The organism is Paraburkholderia nemoris (assembly GCF_905221015.1).
GTDB classification, from domain to species: Bacteria; Pseudomonadota; Gammaproteobacteria; order Burkholderiales; family Burkholderiaceae; genus Paraburkholderia; species Paraburkholderia nemoris.
On sequence record NZ_CAJNBO010000014.1, the window covers coordinates 149101 to 165476 of the forward strand.

The following is a 16376-nucleotide window of genomic DNA, read 5'->3' on the forward strand; positions in this document are numbered from 1 at the left end:
CGGGCAGGCCTGTCCGGTTCGATCGCAGTCCGGGCGGCGCGGCAAAGCGGCCCCGCAAACGAAACGGGCTCCGCGTAATGCGGAGCCCGTTTTTTGCAAGCCGGCAAGCGCGCCGTCAGGCGCGCGTGACTGGCTTAGCCGCCGTACACGTCGAAGTCGAAGTACTTCTTCTCGAGCTTCTTGTACGTACCGTCCTTGATGATGTCGGCAATCGCCTTGTCGACCTTCGCCTTCAGATCGGTGTCTTCCTTGCGCATGCCGATGCCTGCGCCGTTGCCGAGGATCTTCGGATCGTCGAGGTCCTTGCCGACGAAGTCGAAGCCCGCGCCGCGCGGCGTCTTCAGGAAGCCGATGTCAGCTTGCACCGCGTCTTGCAGCGCCGCGTCCAGACGGCCCGACAGCAAGTCGGCATAGACCTGGTCCTGGTTCTGATACGGCACAACCTTCGTGCCCTTCGCTTCCCAGTACGTCTTTGCGTAGGTTTCCTGGATCGTGCCTTGCTCGACACCAACCGTCTTGCCCTTGAGCGAATCGGCGGTCGGCAGGATGCCCGAACCCTTCTTCGCGACGAGGCGCGTCGGCGTGTTGAACAGCTTCGACGAGAAGGCGATCTGCTCGGCGCGTTGCGGCGTCATGGACATCGACGACAGCACGCCGTCGAACTTCTTCGCCTTCAGGGCCGGGATCATGCCGTCGAAGTCGTTTTCGACCCACACGCACTTGGCCTTCAGGCGCGCGCAGATTTCATTGCCGAGGTCGATGTCGAAGCCCGCGAGCTTGCCGTCGGAGCCCTTGGACTCAAACGGGGGGTAGCTGGCGTCAACGCCGAAACGGATTGTCGACCAATCTTTAGCGTGTGCGCCAATCGAGACGGTTGCAAGCAGAGCAACCGTCAAAGCCGCTAGCAGTTTTTTCACTGTTTAACTCCTCGGTGTAGTTCGAATACTCCCGTATGCGGTTGTGCCGCTGCGGGACGCCCGGCGCGACTCACGACCGGGCTTGGGTTGAAGCTGCCGGCCGGGGCGGCCAGCAGCGCGCGCCAAGCTTATCAGTTCAAAAAGATTGGGTAGCTAGTGAAACACCGGATAGCGCAATGGAATAGCTTCTAAAGCCTGAATGTGGTGAAGATTCGACGGCGCGATCATGCGTTTTGCATGGCCTTGGGATGCTACCTGTTGTCGCGTAAAGAAGCCGTAATGAAGTTGGCTAACCACGCCGCTTTGCCGGCGTACTTCGCATCATGCGCTGTGCCGTCGAAACCGGTATTCAGAATGGCGCTATTACCCGCAGTTATTGCAGACTATTACCGCGACCGCGTTTGATGCAATTGGCTGTCGCCGAGTTAAAGATTTCGCTTGATCGACCGTTAAATACAGATGAGCGCATTTGTTAAATCACACTTGACCGATTGCTTTTTTCTCGATCGAGGTGGGGGCCGGAACCAAAAATGCATTGCTTGGCGCTATGATCAACGCTCCGCACGGCTGCCTTTGCAGCGTACGATCATATCGGTATCCGTCTGAACAAAGTCATCGAGCACTACGCCCGCGATTAAATCCCGCGCGCCTGTTTGCGTTCGTCTTAATGACCTTCTGCTAAGCGGTTGTATATGCACACGATTTCGATGGCAGACGAAATGCGCTGTTTCAAACCATTGCGCCGGAGCCGGACTGCAGTCGCAGCGGCCCGCGCGAAGTCACTGCGCGGCCGCGCGTTTTCCGCTTTTTTGACATTACTGATAAACGCTGCTTTCTGCTGTAGCCTTTTGTCATCAGCATCCGCCGTGGCGGCCGACAACGTTCTGCGTGTGCTGGCATGGCCCGGTTATGCGGACGCTGACGTCGTCAAGACTTTCGAGTCACGCTACAACGCGAAGGTCGAAGTCACGCTGGTCGATTCCGACGAGGCGCTGTGGGCGCAGATGCATGCTCAGGGCACGCCGCAGTTCGATGTGCTCGCTGCGAATACTGCTGAAATCGAGCGCTATACCCGCGCGAATCTGCTGGCGCCGCTCGATCTGGCCAGTTTGCCGAATACGAAAAAACAGTTGCCGCGGTTTCAGGCGCTGTCGGCGATCGAAGGGCTGACCTCGGCAGGCAATGTATACGCCATTCCATTCACGTACTCGTCGATGGGGCTGATCTATGACCGCAAGCAGATCGCCGTTGCGCCGCGCTCGATGCGCGAATTGTGGAACCCGCGCTATCGCGGCAAGGTGCTCGACTTCAATAGCGCCCAGCATAATTTCTCGTTCACCGCGCTGGCGCTGGGCTATCCGCATCCGTTTCAGCTCGACGACACGCAGATGCGCGTGATCGCTCACAAGCTCGTCGATCTGCGCCGCAATCTGCTGACCTATTACACGCTGCCTGAAGAAGCGACCGCGTTCTTCATCCAGCACAAAGTTGCCTTGATGTTCGGCAACTACGGCACCCAGCAGGTTGAATCGTTGCGCCGCGCCGGCGCCGATGTGGGCTACGTGATTCCCGACGAAGGGGTGCTCGCCTGGCTGGACTGCTGGTCGATGACGCGTTCCGCCAAGGACCGCCCGCTTGCGCTTGCGTGGATCAACTACATGCTCGAACCGGACGTCAGTGCATTGCTGACTCAACGCCAGGGGCTCGCCAACACGTTGACGGCGCCGGCGGAGAACAGCGACAAGGCGCATATCCTCTGGATCGGCCCGGTGGAAGATATTCAACGGCGCGAGGACCTGTGGAGCCGAATCGTGTCGGGCGACCGGTCGGAGCGTTTCTGATGATGCGTCCCGGCCTGACCTTCAAGTTATCGATTCTGCTTGCGTGCATTGGCGTGCTCGCGTCCGGTGCGACCGGTTATTACACGTATCGTGCCAACCGCACGATGCTCGTGAACGAGGCTGAACGCAGCCTGCTGACTTCAACGGAGTTGTTGGGACAGCGCTTTTCCGTGGCGATCGACGATGTCGCCGCAGATGCGCTGGTACTCGCGAGCTTGCCGTCTTTGGCGGACGTCGCGCAGACCGATACCGGCGTTGGCGCGAATGCGCAGCGCGAACAGTTGGCGCAGGTGTATGCCAGCTTCATGATTCATCATTCCGAGTACCTGCAGATTCGTTTCATTGCCCGCAAGCACTACGGACTCGAGCTGATCCGTTTCGATCGCGATGCGGACGGCCTGGTGCGGGTCGAGGGCAACAACCTGCAGGAAAAGGGCCAGTTTGCGTATGTGTTCGACACGCTGGCGTTCTCGCCCGGACGCATTTACATCTCGCCGATCGCGGTGAATCACGAGTACGGCGCGCATGCGGCTGAGGGCAAACCGACACTGCGGCTCGGCACGCCCGTGGCGAACGCGAGTGGCGCCGTGGTGGGCGTCGTGATTATCGATATCGACCTGGCCGGACTGCTCAACCGTTTGCAGAGTGATTTGCCGAGCGACTATCAGGTCTATCTCGCCAACGAATGGGGCGATTTCCTGGTTCATCCGGATGCCTCGAAAACGTTCGGCTTCGACAAGGGCCGCCGCGTTCTGATGCAGGACAGTTTTTCCGCCACCAGGCCGCTCTTCGATCAGTCAAAAAGCGAGGTTCTGCTGAACGGTCTCGTGCGGCCGAGGCAGGCGGCCGGTCAGGTGCTGGCTTTCGTGCGCAGACCGTTCGGCGCATCCGAAGGCAACCGTTTCATCGTGATCGGCCTCGCCAAGCCGCTCGAGGATGTCTTGTCCGGCGCCACCCAGTTGGGTAACAGAATCATTCGCATGGTGCTGATCTTCAGCGTGCTGGCGCTGTTCCTCGCGGTTCTGTTTGCGCGCGCCCTGACCAAGCCTTTGCACATCCTCGCGTATGCGGCGACGCATCTGTTCGCCGAACACACGATGGAAACGCTGCCGCTCAAACGTACCGACGAGATCGGCATACTCGCGCGTTGCTTCGATCGTCTGCGCCGGGAAATCAAGTCGCAAATGGATGTGCTGCATAACAAGCAGCGTGAGCTCGTGCATCTCGCCACGCACGACGGGCTGACCGGCCTGCCGAATCGCATGTTGTTCATGCAGAAGCTCGAGGCGGCGATCGAGGAAGCGACACGGCGTCAGGAAGGGCTGGCCGTGCTGTTCGTCGACCTCGACCGCTTCAAGCAGATCAACGACCAGTTCGGCCATTCGATTGGCGACAAGGTGCTCGCCGCCGTGGCGAAGCGGCTGAAGAAGGTGCTTTGCACGGCGGATGTTGCTGCGCGCCTCGGCGGCGATGAGTTCATCGTGTTGATCGAGGGGCCGCGCTCCGCGGAGGCCGCACCGGGGATTGCCTCGCGCATCATGGGGGCGTTGAACGAAGAACTGGTGATCGACGGACAAAGCATGACGGTGGGCGCGAGCATCGGCATCAGCCAGTTTCCGGAGGATAGCGCCACGGTGGAGGAGTTGCTGCTCCATGCCGATGCGGCGATGTATGCAGCTAAAGCCGGTGGACGGTGTGGCTATCTGCGCTACCAGGATGTGCTGGCGGCGCGCAAGCGCGAGCGGGAGCAGGAGCAGGCGAACGAAGGCGCAACGGAAGGCCGTGAGGCGGAGCCGACCGCCTGATGCGCCGAATTTCATTGCAATGCTGCAATGGCTCCCCGTGCGCCGCTTTCGTGAAGCAGCTGCAATGCGTGTCGAAGCGTTTTTCTGAACTCGGGAAGGGCGGCCAATTCTTCCGGAAACACTTCACGCACAGACAGTAACGCGTCCATCAACGCCTGCGGCTCACCCTCAGCGGATGCCGCGAGCGTCTTTAATCTGCCGGCCAGCGGATCGCTGATTTCGTAACGCGTGCCGTTGTCCGCGTGGCCGCGCAAAAACATCATCCAGGCCGCTATCGCCAGCGCGAGACGCGTGAACGGTTGACCCGCGCCGATCCGTGCCGCAATCGTGGCGATGAGACGCGGCGGAATTTTCTGACTGCCATCCATCGCGATCTGCGCGCAGCGATGTTTCAGCGCCGGATTCGCGTAGCGCTCGAGCAGGGCATCCCGGTAGGCGGCCAGGTCGAATGATGCGGGCATGCTTAGCGTCGGCGCGATTTCTTCCGTCATCATCGCGTGGATGAGTTTGCGCATGGGCGGGTGAGAGATCGCTGCGTCGATCGTCTCGAAGCCGCCGAGCATCGACAGATAGGCCAGTGTCGAGTGCGTGCCGTTCAGCATGCGCAGCTTCGCCAGTTCGAACGGCGTCACGTCCTCAACGAGTTGCGCGCCGACCGCCTCCCATGCGGGACGTCCCCCGGCAAAACGATCTTCAATGACCCACTGCCGGAACGGCTCGCAGGGCACCGGTGCGGCATCTTCATAAACGATCGCGTGGGCCACGGTGACGCGTTCGGCATCCGTGGTGGCCGGCACGATACGGTCGACCATTGTCGATGGAAACGCAACGTGGGCGGCAATCCAGTCGGCCAGCTCGGGATCGCGTTGCCGCGCGAACGAACAGACCACCTGGCGCAGCGCGGCGCCGTTATGGGAAAGGTTGTCGCACGAGAGCACCGTGAACGGTTTGCCGTTCGCGCTGTCGCGCCGTTCGCGCAATGCCGCGACGAGAATGCCCGGCACCGTGCGCGGTTCGAGCGGGTTGGCCAGATCGTGTGCAACGGCAGGATCGTCCAGCGCGACCTCGCCGGTTTTCGGGTCGCGGCAGTAGCCTTTTTCCGTGACCGTCAGCGAGACGATCTGTACCAGCGGATCCGCAAGGCGTGCGAACAGGGCGGCGCGATCGTGCGGCATGGCCAGCACTTCGCGCAGCGCACGCACGACCGTCACCTTGGCGCCATGCGGCCCGCGTTCAACCACGCTATACAAACCTTGCTGCGCCATTAGCGCGTCGCGCTTGCCGACGTCGCCTTGCAGCGTGACACCGCAAATGCCCCAGTCACCGCCCGCGGCAAGCATGGCCTCCTCCGTATAGAGGGCCTGATGTGCGCGATGGAAGTTGCCAATCCCCAGATGAACGATGCCGATGCGCGGCTCCCGCCATTGCGGTGAGAGCAGGTGTGATTGCAGCGTGGGCAGTGCTTGGCGGACGAGGCGGGGCAAGGTGGCTACAGAAATCATGTGACGAATTCCAGGTTGCGGAAAGGCTTCAGACCGACGCCGTTCAACGGGAAAACCCTGATTTGACGTGTCGCTATACTTGTATGGTAGCATCGTTCAAACGATTTGAGACAGGTTGAAGAGTGCGATTTTCCACTTCGATTTTCCACTTCAACCAGCACTCAAAATCGACATGAAAAACAGCCAGTCGTATGCCGCCGTTGTGCGCGGTCCGCGACTTGCCTCTGCAAGGAAGAAGTCATGAAGATCGTTCGCGCCGACGTGATCGTCACCTGCCCGGGCCGCAATTTCGTCACATTGAAAATCGTCACGGACGAAGGCGTATACGGCATCGGCGATGCAACGCTGAACGGCCGCGAACTCGCGGTCGCTTCGTATCTGAAAGACCACGTGTGCCCGTTGCTGATCGGCCGCGATCCTGGTCGCATCGAAGACACCTGGCAGTACCTCTACAAAGGCGCGTACTGGCGCCGCGGTCCTGTCACGATGACGGCGATCGCCGCAGTGGATATGGCGCTGTGGGACATTCTCGGCAAGGTAACGGGCATGCCGCTGTACAAGCTGCTCGGCGGCGCCTCGCGCGAAGGCGTGATGGTGTACGGCCACGCCACCGGCCGCGACATTCCCGAAGCGCTCGACCGTTACGCGGAACACATCGAAGCCGGCTATCAGGCCATTCGCATTCAATGCGGCGTGCCGAATATGCGCTCGGTGTACGGCGTGTCGAAAGGCAGCGGCATGTACGAGCCGGCTACCAAGGGTGCGGTCGAGGAGCAGAGCTGGTCTTCGGAAAAGTATCTCGACTTCGTGCCGAAACTCTTTGAAGCCGTGCGCGACAAGTTCGGCTTCGATACGCATTTGCTGCATGACGTCCACCACCGCCTGACGCCGATCGAAGCCGCGCGTCTCGGCAAATCGGTCGAGCCGTATCGCCTGTTCTGGATGGAAGACCCCACGCCCGCGGAAAACCAGGCCGGCTTCCGGCTGATTCGCGAGCATACGGTCACGCCGATCGCCGTCGGCGAAGTTTTCAACAGCATCTGGGATTGCAAACAGTTGATCGAGGAGCAATTGATCGACTATATCCGCGCGACCTTGACGCACGCAGGCGGCATTACGCATCTGCGGCGCATTGCGGATTTTGCTTCGCTCTACCAGGTGCGAACCGGTTGTCACGGGCCGTCGGATCTGTCGCCGGTGTGCATGGGCGCGGCGCTGCACTTCGATCTGTGGGTGCCGAATTTCGGTGTACAGGAATACATGGGTTTTCCGCCGGAAGCGCTCGACGTATTCCCGCATGCATGGCGCTTCGAGCGCGGCATGATGCATCCCGGCGAGGCGCCGGGCCACGGTGTCGATATCGACGAAGCAGCGGCCGCGCGGTATCCCTACGACCCCGCGTATCTGCCGGTCGCACGTCTCGAAGACGGAACGCTGTGGAACTGGTGAGCTGATTTCGCTCGACTGACCCTAACTACAAAATCATGGAGACACGCGTGAACCCAGCACGTCCGCAAGCCGCCGCGCCGGCCAGCACCGCCATGCTGCGTCGCGTGGCCTTCGCCTCGACCATCGGCACCGCAGCCGAGTACTACGACTTCTTCGTCTACGGCACGGCCGCCGTGCTGGTGTTCGGCCAGAAATTCTTTCCCTCCGCCGACCCGCTGATCGGCACGCTCGCCGCCTTCGCCACTTACGCAGTCGGCTTTCTGGCGCGGCCGCTGGGCGGCATCGTGTTCGGTCATTTCGGCGATCGCGTCGGCCGCAAGAAAGCCTTGATCGTGACGATCCTGATCGTGGGCTTGGGGACGTTTGTGATCGGGCTGCTGCCGGACTATCAATCGATCGGCATCTGGGCGCCGATTGCGCTGATCGTGATTCGTGTGTTGCAAGGCTTCGGCGTGGGTGGCGAGCAGGCGGGCGCGGTGTTGCTGACGGCGGAATACGCACCGCCTGCGCGACGCGGCTTCTTTGCGAGTCTCGTGCAATTGGGTGCGCCGGCCGGTTTTCTGATTCCGTCGGGCCTGTTCGCGCTGCTCAGCGCGACGTTGACTCAAGCGCAACTGCTCGACTGGGGCTGGCGCATTCCGTTTCTCGCCAGTGCGCTGCTGGTCGCTGTGGGGCTGTATATCCGCTTGCGCACCGAAGAGTCGCCGATCTTCGCAACGATCCAGCGCACCAAGGCAGTGGCTTCGCGCCCGGTGGTGGAAGTGGTGCGGCAGTTCGGTCCGACGATCGTCAAAGGTGTCGGCGCCAAATTGATCGAGGCTTGCGCCTTTGCGATGTACACGATGATCGTGCTCGCTTACGGCAAGGCACACGGCATTGCGCAAAGCATGCTGCTCGAAACGGTGATCGTCGCGGTCGCGCTCGAGCTCGTCACGATTCCGCTCGCCGGTGCGCTGTCCGATCGCATCGGACGCCGGCCGACCTTTATTGCCGGTGCGTTATTGCATGTGGCGCTGGTGGTGCCGTTCTTCATGGCGATCGATAGCGGCAATCGCGCGGCGATCCAGCTCGTGATGATTCTCGCCATTAGCGTGGGCCACAGCCTTTGCTATGCACCGCAAGCGGCGCTGTTCCCCGAACTGTTCCCCGCGCGCGTGCGCTGCAGCGGCATCGCGCTGATCTGGCAGATCGGCTCGTTGCTAGGCAGCGGCGTGCTCGGACTGCTGGCCGTCAAACTCATTCAGGTCACGCACGGCAATTCGCTTGCGTTGATCGTCTACGTGGCCGTGCTCGGCATTGTGTCGGCTGTATCGCTTTTTGCATTGCCGGAAACCGCGCCTCTACGCCGTGGCGGAGACCTCCACGATTGGGGCGGCGGCGAGCCGGTAGAAGCCCATACGGCAGCGCAATCCGTCGCGTCCTCATCTTCATCTTCTTTCGCGCGGCACTGAGCGCGAGACCTTTGTCATACCGGAGTCCTTCATGCTCGCAGCCGTGCTTCACGAACCCAAACTGATCCGTATCGACGAAGTCGAGCCGCCTGTACCCGGCCCCGGCCAGGTACGAGTACGCGTGCGCGCCGGCGGCATTTGCGGCTCCGATCTGTCGTACTACTTCAAAGGCAAGAGCGGCGATTTCGCGGTGCGCGAGCCGTTCGTGCTCGGACATGAAGTGGCCGGCGAGATCGATTCGCTCGGCGAGGGCGTGAGCGCGGAGAGTCGTCTGACACCCGGTCAGCGTGTTGCCGTCAATCCGGGGCTGGCCTGCGGGACGTGCCGCTTTTGCGTCGGCGGGATGCCGAATCATTGTCTGAACATGCGCTTCATGGGCAGTGCATCGACGTTCCCGCATACGCAGGGCATGTTCCGTCAGTACATCGTCGTCGCGGCGCGGCAATGCGTACCTGTGGCTGACGGCGTCGATTTTGCGCAGGCGTCGATGGCCGAACCACTTGCCGTTGCATTGCATGCGGTCAAGCAGGCAGGTTCGCTCGTCGGCGCGAGTGTCTTGCTGGTGGGCTGCGGGCCGATCGGTTGCATTCTGCTGAGCGTGGCGCGCCGCGCCGGCGCTCATCGCCTGGTCGCGCTGGATCTGTCGGATCGGGCGTTGCAGGTTGCGCAGCAACTCGGTGCGGATCAGATCGTGAACGCGACGGACAGCGCCACGATCGATCAATGGTCCGCACAACGCGGCACGTTCGACGTGGTCATCGAGGCATCGGGTAGTCCCGCCGGACTCGATACGGCACTGCGTGCGGCGCGCGCTGGCGGTACGGTAATTCAGGTGGGCAATCTGCCGGCCGGCCAGTCGCCGGTGGCGGCGAACCTGGTGATGTCGAAGGAACTCCGCTATCAAGGCTCGTTCCGCTTCACTGGCGAATACGCGATCGCCGCCGATGAAATCGCTTCTGGCAAAGTCGACTTGCGACCGCTCATGACGCATGCATTCGCGATGAGTGAAGCGAACCACGCGTTTGAAGTGGCGCTGGACCGCTCGCAGTCGATGAAGGTGCATCTGAACTTTGATTGAACATCGCCCGTGACATGAGGCGTTGCACCTGACCGCAGCGCCTTGCCTGGCCAATCAAGCTACTTAAGCTATTCATAACGCCCACCAAGAGGCGACCCGAAGGAGACACCTGATGATCAAGAGTCAACGCTGGTTTGTTGTCGCGCTACTGTTTCTGGCCGGCGTCATCAACTATCTCGACCGCGCGGCGCTGTCGATTGCCGCACCGTTGATCCAGAAAGACCTGCACTTCTCGCATGCGCAGATGGGCATTGTGTTCAGCAGTTTTTTCATCGGCTATGCGCTGTTCAATTTTGTCGGTGGCGTGCTGTCGGACAAGGTCGGCGCGAAACGCGTGTTCGGCACCGCGATGGGCGTGTGGTCGGTGTTCTGCGGCGCGACTGCGTTGGCCACCGGCATTGGTTCGCTGATCGTGCTGCGTGTGCTGTTCGGCATGGGCGAAGGTCCGTTCAGTTCGTCGAACAGCAAGATGGTCAATAACTGGTTCCCACGCAAGGAAGTCGCGAGCGCAATTGGCGTGATCAGTTCGGGCACGCCGCTCGGCGGCGCGCTGGCGGGGCCGGTGGTCGGCTTCATGGCGGTGCAGTTCGGCTGGCGCTGGGCCTTTGTCGCGATCATGTTGCTGGGACTCTTGTGGCTCGTCTTGTGGGCGGCAACGACCACCGAACACCCGCACGAAAATTCGCGCGTCACGCCTGACGAGATCGAACTTATCCGCGCCGGTCAGGCGGACGAACATGCGATCGCGCATTCGGCCGGCGGCGAGCGGCTCGGCCTGCGGCACTTCCTGAAGAAGCCGATCATTCTCGCGACCGCCTTCGCGTTCTTCTCATACAACTACGTGCTGTTTTTCTTCCTGTCGTGGTTCCCGACCTATCTGACCGAAGCGCATCATCTGAGTCTGCGCGACATGAGTTTTGCCACGGTGATTCCCTGGTTGCTTGGCAGCATCGGGCTTGCGTCGGGCGGCTTCATCTCTGACTTCATCTTGCGCCTGACCGGCAAGCCGCTGCTGTCACGCAAGATCGTGCTGAGTAGTTGTCTGGGCGCAGCGGCGGTGTGCGTCGCGTTGGCCGGGCGTGTTGCCAGTACTGAGAGCGCCGTCGCGCTGATGTCGGTGTCGATCTTCTTCCTGTATGTGACGGGCGCGGTGTATTGGGCCGTGATTCAGGACACCGTGCCGCGCGAACACGTCGGCGGTGCGGGCGGTTTTGTGCACTTGCTGGCAAATCTGGCCGGCGTGATCGGACCCGCGGTGACGGGCTTCATCGTCGAAGCGACGCACGGTAACTACGCGAGTGCGTTCGTGCTGGCGGGGGCGATTGCCGTGCTCGGCGCGCTGTGTTCGCTAGTGTGGATTCGCGAGCCGCGCGCGAGTGCCTTAAACATGAAACGTGCATGGTAGTATGGTGCGGCACACTTTAGTGGATATGCTGGTGGGTATTCATCGTGTGTGCCGCCCCTGTCGCAATTCATTCGTTGCTATCCGTTGCCATTCGCTGCTTTACCCGATGCCGACCAAGAACCTCCACGCCAACACGTCTTCTTTCTCCTCCGATGCCACGCTTGCGTCCCGCACGAGGCGTCGCGTAAGCGTGCAGGCCGGCGCACGCGTCGAACTGCCGGATCTGACCGCTAGCGTCTCGTTCGACTCGCATGAGCCAATCGGCAAGCAGATTTTTCGTGCGCTGCGTCAGGCAATTTTTGCCGGTCAACTGGTGCCGGGCACGCCGCTCTCAGAGAAGGAAGTGTCCGACATGTTTCAGGTGTCGCGGCAACCGGTGCGGGAGGCGTTCATCAAGTTGGTCGAAGCGGGTGTGCTTCAGGTATTGCCGCAGCGCGGCACTTTCGTGAAGCGCATTTCGCCGCGCCAGGTGCGGGAAGGGCGCTTCATTCGCGAAGCGATCGAGACGGCAGTGGTGAAGAAGGCAGCCGTGTCGATCACGGACGAGCAGTTGCAGGCGCTGGCCGACAACCTTCGCGACCAGAAGCTTGCGGCGAAATCGAACGACACCGCCGCCTTCCTCGCGCTCGACGAGGCGTTTCATTATGCGATCGCCCAGGCGATCGATTGCACGGCGGCATGGGAAACGATTCAGGACATCAAGGCGCAGATGGACCGGGTGCGCTACTTGAGCTTGCCGGAGGTATCGCCGCTCGATCTGCTGATCAAGCAGCACGCGAAGATTCTGGCTGGCCTGCGCGCGCACGATCCGGGCGCGGCTGAAGAAGCGATGCGCAGTCACCTGCGCGAGATTCTGGTGTCGCTTGGTCCGATTGCGGAGCGCAATCCGGCGTGGTTCGACGCGGACGAACCGGAGCGCGTGCCGCTGTCGACTTAGCCCAATGTGCGGGTAGGCCGCCGGCTTGTTCGCTTACAGCCACATTTCGGCCAAATTACGGCCATAGGCGTAGTCCTCCCGCTGCGCTCGCCAATTTCACCTACGCATGACCCGCGAAGCCCCGTCCCGCGGCCTCTCCAGCCCACAATCCTCATACGAATAATCCCCTCCAAACGCGAGGCAACTTCGCCTCGTTCGACGCTTCATCGAGCGTCGAAGCAATCGTTTGCGCCGATCTTGAGGTAACTCTTTTTGATTTTCGCGGACGCGTTTTCGACCTATCAACTTTTCCCGCGAGCCTGCCGAAAACATCTCTATAGCAACGGGATTGACTGGAGACGGGTGTGAAGCGACAGGTGTGGTTTTTGGTAGCCGTTCTCGCGCTGGCCGGGTGCGCACAGATGCCTGCGCAGAATGCCGCGCATCCGGACAAGGCGCCTAACGAGGTCATCAGCTTCGAGATTCCGCCGGATGCGCTCGGCGCGCATGACCCGCAACTCACTGCCGTGCTGACCAAGGCAGGCGCACTGGCTGCCGCGCAACAGCAGTCCACGGTCGTGCTGGTCACCGCGCTGGGTCAGGATTTCGCGTATCTGAACCAGGCAGTATGGAAGGGGGTGCCTGCGCAACGCATGTCGAAGGTGAGCTTCGAGAATCGAACCGCCGGTCTGGGTCAGCCGTATAGCGTGTCGATCAGGACGGTGCAATGAAGGAGGCTATCGCGATGCTTCGAATCACCTTACTGACGGCGGTCACGCTGCTCGCCGCGCCTGCTTTTGCGGGCCAGCCGGGAACGGATCTGCAGTCGGCGGGCGCGTTTCCTGCCACGTTTCCCCCGGCGGCGGACAAGGTTTATCCGCCGTTGCCAACGCTTGCGATGCTGCCGCCGTCGAGTGGCGCTGATGATGATTTGCCGGTGAAGCCGACGACGCATCGAAAGAAGTCGCATGCGCCGAACCAGACGCAGGAGCGCAAGGGAGCGCCGCTGCCGGCCGTCCGGCTCGTCGTCTCCGATGCTTCGCATACGTACCTCGACTCCGTGCAACGGCAAATCGATCTGGCGTTGGCTAAGTAATTTGCCCGCGGCGTGGAGCTCACCACTTTTGCCGCTATCAAGCGGAAGGATGAATCGTGTCCTTGAAACTCTTCTGTGCCGCGCTAGCGTGGCTGTCGATGTGCGGCGCGGCCCATGCGGCCGACGATTGCTTCAATGAGGCCGCGGCCTATCAGGGCGTCAATCCCTGGGTATTGCGCGCGGTTGCATGGTACGAATCGAAGGGCGACCCGGACGCGATTCACCAGAACGCGAACGGTTCGATCGACGTCGGCCAGTTGCAGATCAATTCGATTCATTTCGGCGACCTCAAGCGCGAGGGCGTGCCGCATCGCGCGTTGACCGATCCGTGTGTGAACGTGTATGTGGCCGCATGGCTGCTGAAGCAGAAGATGGTCAAGTACGGCAATACCTGGCGCGCGATCGGCGCGTACCACTCGGAAACCCCGAAGCAGCGTGACGCCTACGCCCGCAGCATCCAGCAGGTGCTGGTCGGATGGGGGCAGTTGCCGCCCGCCCGCCAGGCGCTGCTCGCCGATCGCTAGTCACGAAAACGCAGCGTCGCGTGGTTATCATGAGGCCCCCGGACGGCCTCGATTTCACGTACGGCGCAGCCTCATGCGTGCTGCATCGTGCGAAGAAAGCAGGGCCAAGCTGTACTTGCTGAGGCCTTCGTTGATCAGATCCCATACGCGTAAAGCGGCGGTGTTGGTGGCGCTTGCCGGTATCGGCCTCGCCGTCGGCGCGCCTTTCGTTCTCAATTCGCACGCGGCGTTCGCCGGACTGCGTAACGTCTCTCTCTACGTATTCGCCGCGCTTGCCGCGAGTGCTGCGATCAGCGCGATGGCAAAAGCGGGCAAGCTGCATCTGATGCAGACCGCGCTCGGTTTCCGGATCAGTTTCCTGCGCACGTTTGCCATCACGCTGGCTACCGATTTCGCGTTCCTCGCTTCTCCGTTGGGCGCGGCGGGTTACGGCGTCAATATCGGCCTGCTGCAGCGCGCCGGCGCATCCTGGTCGCTGGCGACGACGGTCGTCGGCGCGGATCAGGCGCTCGATCTCGCGTTCTTCACGAGCGCCGTACCGATTTCCCTGTTGTTTGCCTTCGGGCCGTTGACGCAAGTGATTCCGCGCGAGAGCGCGCCGCTCGTGTTCGGCGGGTTGGCCGGCGCCGCATGCGTTATCGGCGTCTGCTGGATGAATCGTCGGCGTGTGGCGGCGGCACTGGACGCGGCCGGCCGGCGCGTTCATTGGCTCAACGAGCGCCGCGCGAGATTGAGCCGGTTTTTCCATAGCGTTCGCCGGCAATGGCTGGAACTGCTCGCCGTGCCCAAGTGGCGGCTTGCCGCGTTGTGTCTGCTCACCACGCTGCAGTGGTTGCTGCGCTATGGCGCCCTCTGGTTTATCTTGCGCGAACTCGGTTACCGGCTGCCCTTGGGTTTCGTTCTGGCCGTGCAGGCGGTCGTGCTGCATGCCGCGTTGTGGACCGGCGTGCCCGCGGGTGGTGGCACCGGCGATATCGCGCTCGCTGCCGCATTCGCGAGCTGGGTGCCGCGTGCGGGTATCGCGACGGCGCTGGTGCTGTGGCGTTTCGCGACGCTTTACAGCCCGCTGGCGCTGGGCGCGGCAGGTTTCGTTGCGCTTGCAACGAGGGGGCGCAATCCACTGTCGGCGGCCGACTGAAACCTGGGAGGGCCGGACGTGAACGGCACGGTGCGGCTCACTGCTCACGGCTAACGGGCTTCGTCAGGTTCGTTCGGTAAGCGCTTCAGCGCGGACTATCGGTATCGGGCACTTTGCGCATGCGTGCCGCAAAACTCGCGCGTGAGTCCTGCTCACTGCGTAAGCGAAGCATCTGAAAGGTCTGCGAAATCAGCGCGAGCGGATAGACCGCCTTCAGCAGGTCCGCGATCATGCGCCATTCCGCGCGCATGCCCTTCCAGTAGCCGAGCTTCTCGGTTTTGCGAGCCTGCGTGACGTGCGGCCAGTGCGTCACCGCAATCCGCAGACGGCGCGCGATGATGCGGCGGTTCATGAACACTTCGACCCCGAAGCGCGGCATGCCGTGAACCTCCTGCAGGACTTCGCTGAGCAACGCTTTTTTGACCACGCGCTCGCCGGAGACGAAATCGAGGCCGATGGCGCGGAATGCCAGCAGGCTGTTCTGACGCAGGCTCATGCTCACTTGCGCGCTGCCCTGCAGGACGGGCAGGGCGAGCGCGCTGATGCTCCCGGCGGTCAGACCCTTCAGGTCGGCATCGAGGAGCATCAGCAGTTCGCCACGCGCAGCGGCGATGCCGGCTGCCATGGCGGCGCTTTTGCCACGGTTCTCGGCGCATCGGATCAGCCGCGCCGACGCGAAACGCTCGACCACGTCGGCGGTGCCATCGGTCGAACCATCGTCCACGACGATGACTTCGCCGAGCAAAGGATGCGCGCATGCCACCGCCAGCACCGTGCCGATGCGGGGCGCCTCGTTGTACGCGCAAATGACGCAGGAGATTCGTGGAGGAGGTCTGAGCGGGGCGCGAGCGGTCATGTAAAGGGCAGTAAAGATCAACAATGGATCAACAATGGTGCGCTGCAGCACAAAGCTTGTTTTTCAGCTATAGTCAGGGCACGGCATATGTCCAGAGAGGTACAGAATGTACGACGCCGAAATCGCCGCCACCCTCCTGAATCGTTGGGCCACACGTTCGTCAACGACTGACTTCGACACCTACCTTGAGTTGTTGCGCGAAGGCAATCTCAGTTTCACTTACCAATCCGGTCACGTGCGCGACGCCGGCATTGAAGAGGGGAGCGCATTCATTATCGAATCCCTGGTTTTCGGCGACGGCTCGCGCACCTTGCGCGTCGAAGCGCCTGACCAGACACCCCGCTGGACACGCTGGGCCGCGGTGGAACCGCTGCTGCCCGTCACTAGCGAGGCGTAAC

The 16376-nt window shown here is 61.8% G+C and carries 15 protein-coding genes; 12 read left to right on the forward strand and 3 right to left on the reverse strand.

Annotation, left to right across the window (positions count from 1 at the left end; genetic code table 11):
* Positions 1–134 precede the first annotated feature (134 nt).
* On the reverse strand, positions 135–917 hold the full coding sequence (locus tag KHO33_RS22510) for an ABC transporter substrate-binding protein (protein ID WP_054042026.1): 783 nt from the start codon (positions 915–917) through the stop codon (positions 135–137).
* Between the two features lie 707 nt (positions 918–1624).
* On the opposite strand from KHO33_RS22510, the gene KHO33_RS22515 reads away from it, so the two are divergent.
* Both KHO33_RS22515 and KHO33_RS22520 read left to right on the forward strand, forming a co-directional pair.
* On the forward strand, positions 1625–2758 hold the full coding sequence (locus KHO33_RS22515; protein ID WP_407946190.1) for an ABC transporter substrate-binding protein: 1134 nt from the start codon (positions 1625–1627) through the stop codon (positions 2756–2758).
* Entirely contained in the window at positions 2758–4563 is a 1806-nt protein-coding gene (locus KHO33_RS22520; protein WP_200566417.1) for a GGDEF domain-containing protein, read from the forward strand. The genes KHO33_RS22515 and KHO33_RS22520 overlap by 1 nt, the downstream gene beginning before the upstream one ends.
* 11 nt (positions 4564–4574) lie before the next feature.
* On the opposite strand, the gene KHO33_RS22525 is transcribed toward KHO33_RS22520, so the two are convergent.
* Entirely contained in the window at positions 4575–6065 is a 1491-nt protein-coding gene (locus KHO33_RS22525) for a mannitol dehydrogenase family protein (RefSeq protein ID WP_200566419.1), read from the reverse strand.
* A 240-nt stretch (positions 6066–6305) separates the two neighbouring features.
* Between KHO33_RS22525 and manD the strand changes: the two genes are divergently transcribed.
* The 9 genes from manD to KHO33_RS22570 all read left to right on the forward strand — a co-directional run bounded on the left by manD (position 6306) and on the right by KHO33_RS22570 (position 15122).
* A complete protein-coding gene (gene manD, locus KHO33_RS22530; RefSeq protein WP_054042019.1) occupies positions 6306–7514 on the forward strand; it encodes a D-mannonate dehydratase ManD in 1209 nt (402 codons plus the stop codon).
* 47 nt (positions 7515–7561) lie between these two features.
* Positions 7562–8965: an MFS transporter gene (locus tag KHO33_RS22535; RefSeq protein WP_236074693.1), complete on the forward strand. Its 1404-nt coding sequence runs from the start codon at positions 7562–7564 to the stop codon at positions 8963–8965.
* Positions 8966–8996: 31 nt separating this feature from the next.
* Positions 8997–10043 carry an L-idonate 5-dehydrogenase gene (locus KHO33_RS22540; protein ID WP_054042015.1) on the forward strand — a complete coding sequence of 349 codons (1047 nt, stop codon included), beginning with the start codon at positions 8997–8999 and terminating at the stop codon, positions 10041–10043.
* Positions 10044–10155: 112 nt separating this feature from the next.
* A complete protein-coding gene (locus KHO33_RS22545) occupies positions 10156–11448 on the forward strand; it encodes an MFS transporter (RefSeq protein ID WP_200566420.1) in 1293 nt (430 codons plus the stop codon).
* A 106-nt stretch (positions 11449–11554) separates the two neighbouring features.
* Positions 11555–12385 (forward strand): GntR family transcriptional regulator, encoded by an 831-nt coding sequence (locus tag KHO33_RS22550; RefSeq protein ID WP_200566421.1) that lies wholly within the window; start codon positions 11555–11557, stop codon positions 12383–12385.
* Between the two features lie 401 nt (positions 12386–12786).
* Positions 12787–13095, forward strand: a complete 309-nt coding sequence (locus tag KHO33_RS22555; protein ID WP_234475312.1) for a hypothetical protein — start codon at positions 12787–12789, stop codon at positions 13093–13095.
* Between the two features lie 14 nt (positions 13096–13109).
* Entirely contained in the window at positions 13110–13460 is a 351-nt protein-coding gene (locus tag KHO33_RS22560) for a hypothetical protein (protein ID WP_200566422.1), read from the forward strand.
* A gap of 98 nt (positions 13461–13558) precedes the next feature.
* Positions 13559–13984 carry a lytic transglycosylase domain-containing protein gene (locus KHO33_RS22565; protein WP_200566485.1) on the forward strand — a complete coding sequence of 142 codons (426 nt, stop codon included), beginning with the start codon at positions 13559–13561 and terminating at the stop codon, positions 13982–13984.
* Positions 13985–14114: 130 nt separating this feature from the next.
* Positions 14115–15122, forward strand: coding sequence for a lysylphosphatidylglycerol synthase transmembrane domain-containing protein (locus KHO33_RS22570; protein WP_200566423.1), 1008 nt, complete (start codon positions 14115–14117; stop codon positions 15120–15122).
* An 85-nt stretch (positions 15123–15207) separates the two neighbouring features.
* Here KHO33_RS22570 and KHO33_RS22575 read toward each other — a convergent pair whose 3' ends face one another.
* Complete coding sequence (locus KHO33_RS22575; protein WP_200566424.1) at positions 15208–15978, reverse strand: glycosyltransferase family 2 protein; 771 nt, start codon at positions 15976–15978, stop codon at positions 15208–15210.
* Between the two features lie 106 nt (positions 15979–16084).
* On the opposite strand from KHO33_RS22575, the gene KHO33_RS22580 reads away from it, so the two are divergent.
* Positions 16085–16375, forward strand: coding sequence for a hypothetical protein (locus KHO33_RS22580; protein WP_054042000.1), 291 nt, complete (start codon positions 16085–16087; stop codon positions 16373–16375).
* The last annotated feature ends 1 nt before the right edge of the window (position 16376 follow it).

Bases quoted from the DNA above. Each gene is read 5' to 3' on its own strand.
- KHO33_RS22555 (WP_234475312.1), top strand. From the start codon at position 12,787: ATGCCTGCGCAGAATGCCGCGCATCCGGACAAGGCGCCTAACGAGGTC.
- KHO33_RS22525 (WP_200566419.1), bottom strand. From the start codon at position 6,065: ATGATTTCTGTAGCCACCTTGCCCCGCCTCGTCCGCCAAGCACTGCCC.
- KHO33_RS22550 (WP_200566421.1), top strand. From the start codon at position 11,555: ATGCCGACCAAGAACCTCCACGCCAACACGTCTTCTTTCTCCTCCGAT.
- KHO33_RS22565 (WP_200566485.1), top strand. From the start codon at position 13,559: ATGTGCGGCGCGGCCCATGCGGCCGACGATTGCTTCAATGAGGCCGCG.
- KHO33_RS22540 (WP_054042015.1), top strand. From the start codon at position 8,997: ATGCTCGCAGCCGTGCTTCACGAACCCAAACTGATCCGTATCGACGAA.
- KHO33_RS22545 (WP_200566420.1), top strand. From the start codon at position 10,156: ATGATCAAGAGTCAACGCTGGTTTGTTGTCGCGCTACTGTTTCTGGCC.
- KHO33_RS22515 (WP_407946190.1), top strand. From the start codon at position 1,625: ATGGCAGACGAAATGCGCTGTTTCAAACCATTGCGCCGGAGCCGGACT.
- KHO33_RS22520 (WP_200566417.1), top strand. From the start codon at position 2,758: ATGATGCGTCCCGGCCTGACCTTCAAGTTATCGATTCTGCTTGCGTGC.
- KHO33_RS22580 (WP_054042000.1), top strand. From the start codon at position 16,085: ATGTACGACGCCGAAATCGCCGCCACCCTCCTGAATCGTTGGGCCACA.
- KHO33_RS22560 (WP_200566422.1), top strand. From the start codon at position 13,110: ATGCTTCGAATCACCTTACTGACGGCGGTCACGCTGCTCGCCGCGCCT.
- manD (WP_054042019.1), top strand. From the start codon at position 6,306: ATGAAGATCGTTCGCGCCGACGTGATCGTCACCTGCCCGGGCCGCAAT.
- KHO33_RS22575 (WP_200566424.1), bottom strand. From the start codon at position 15,978: ATGACCGCTCGCGCCCCGCTCAGACCTCCTCCACGAATCTCCTGCGTC.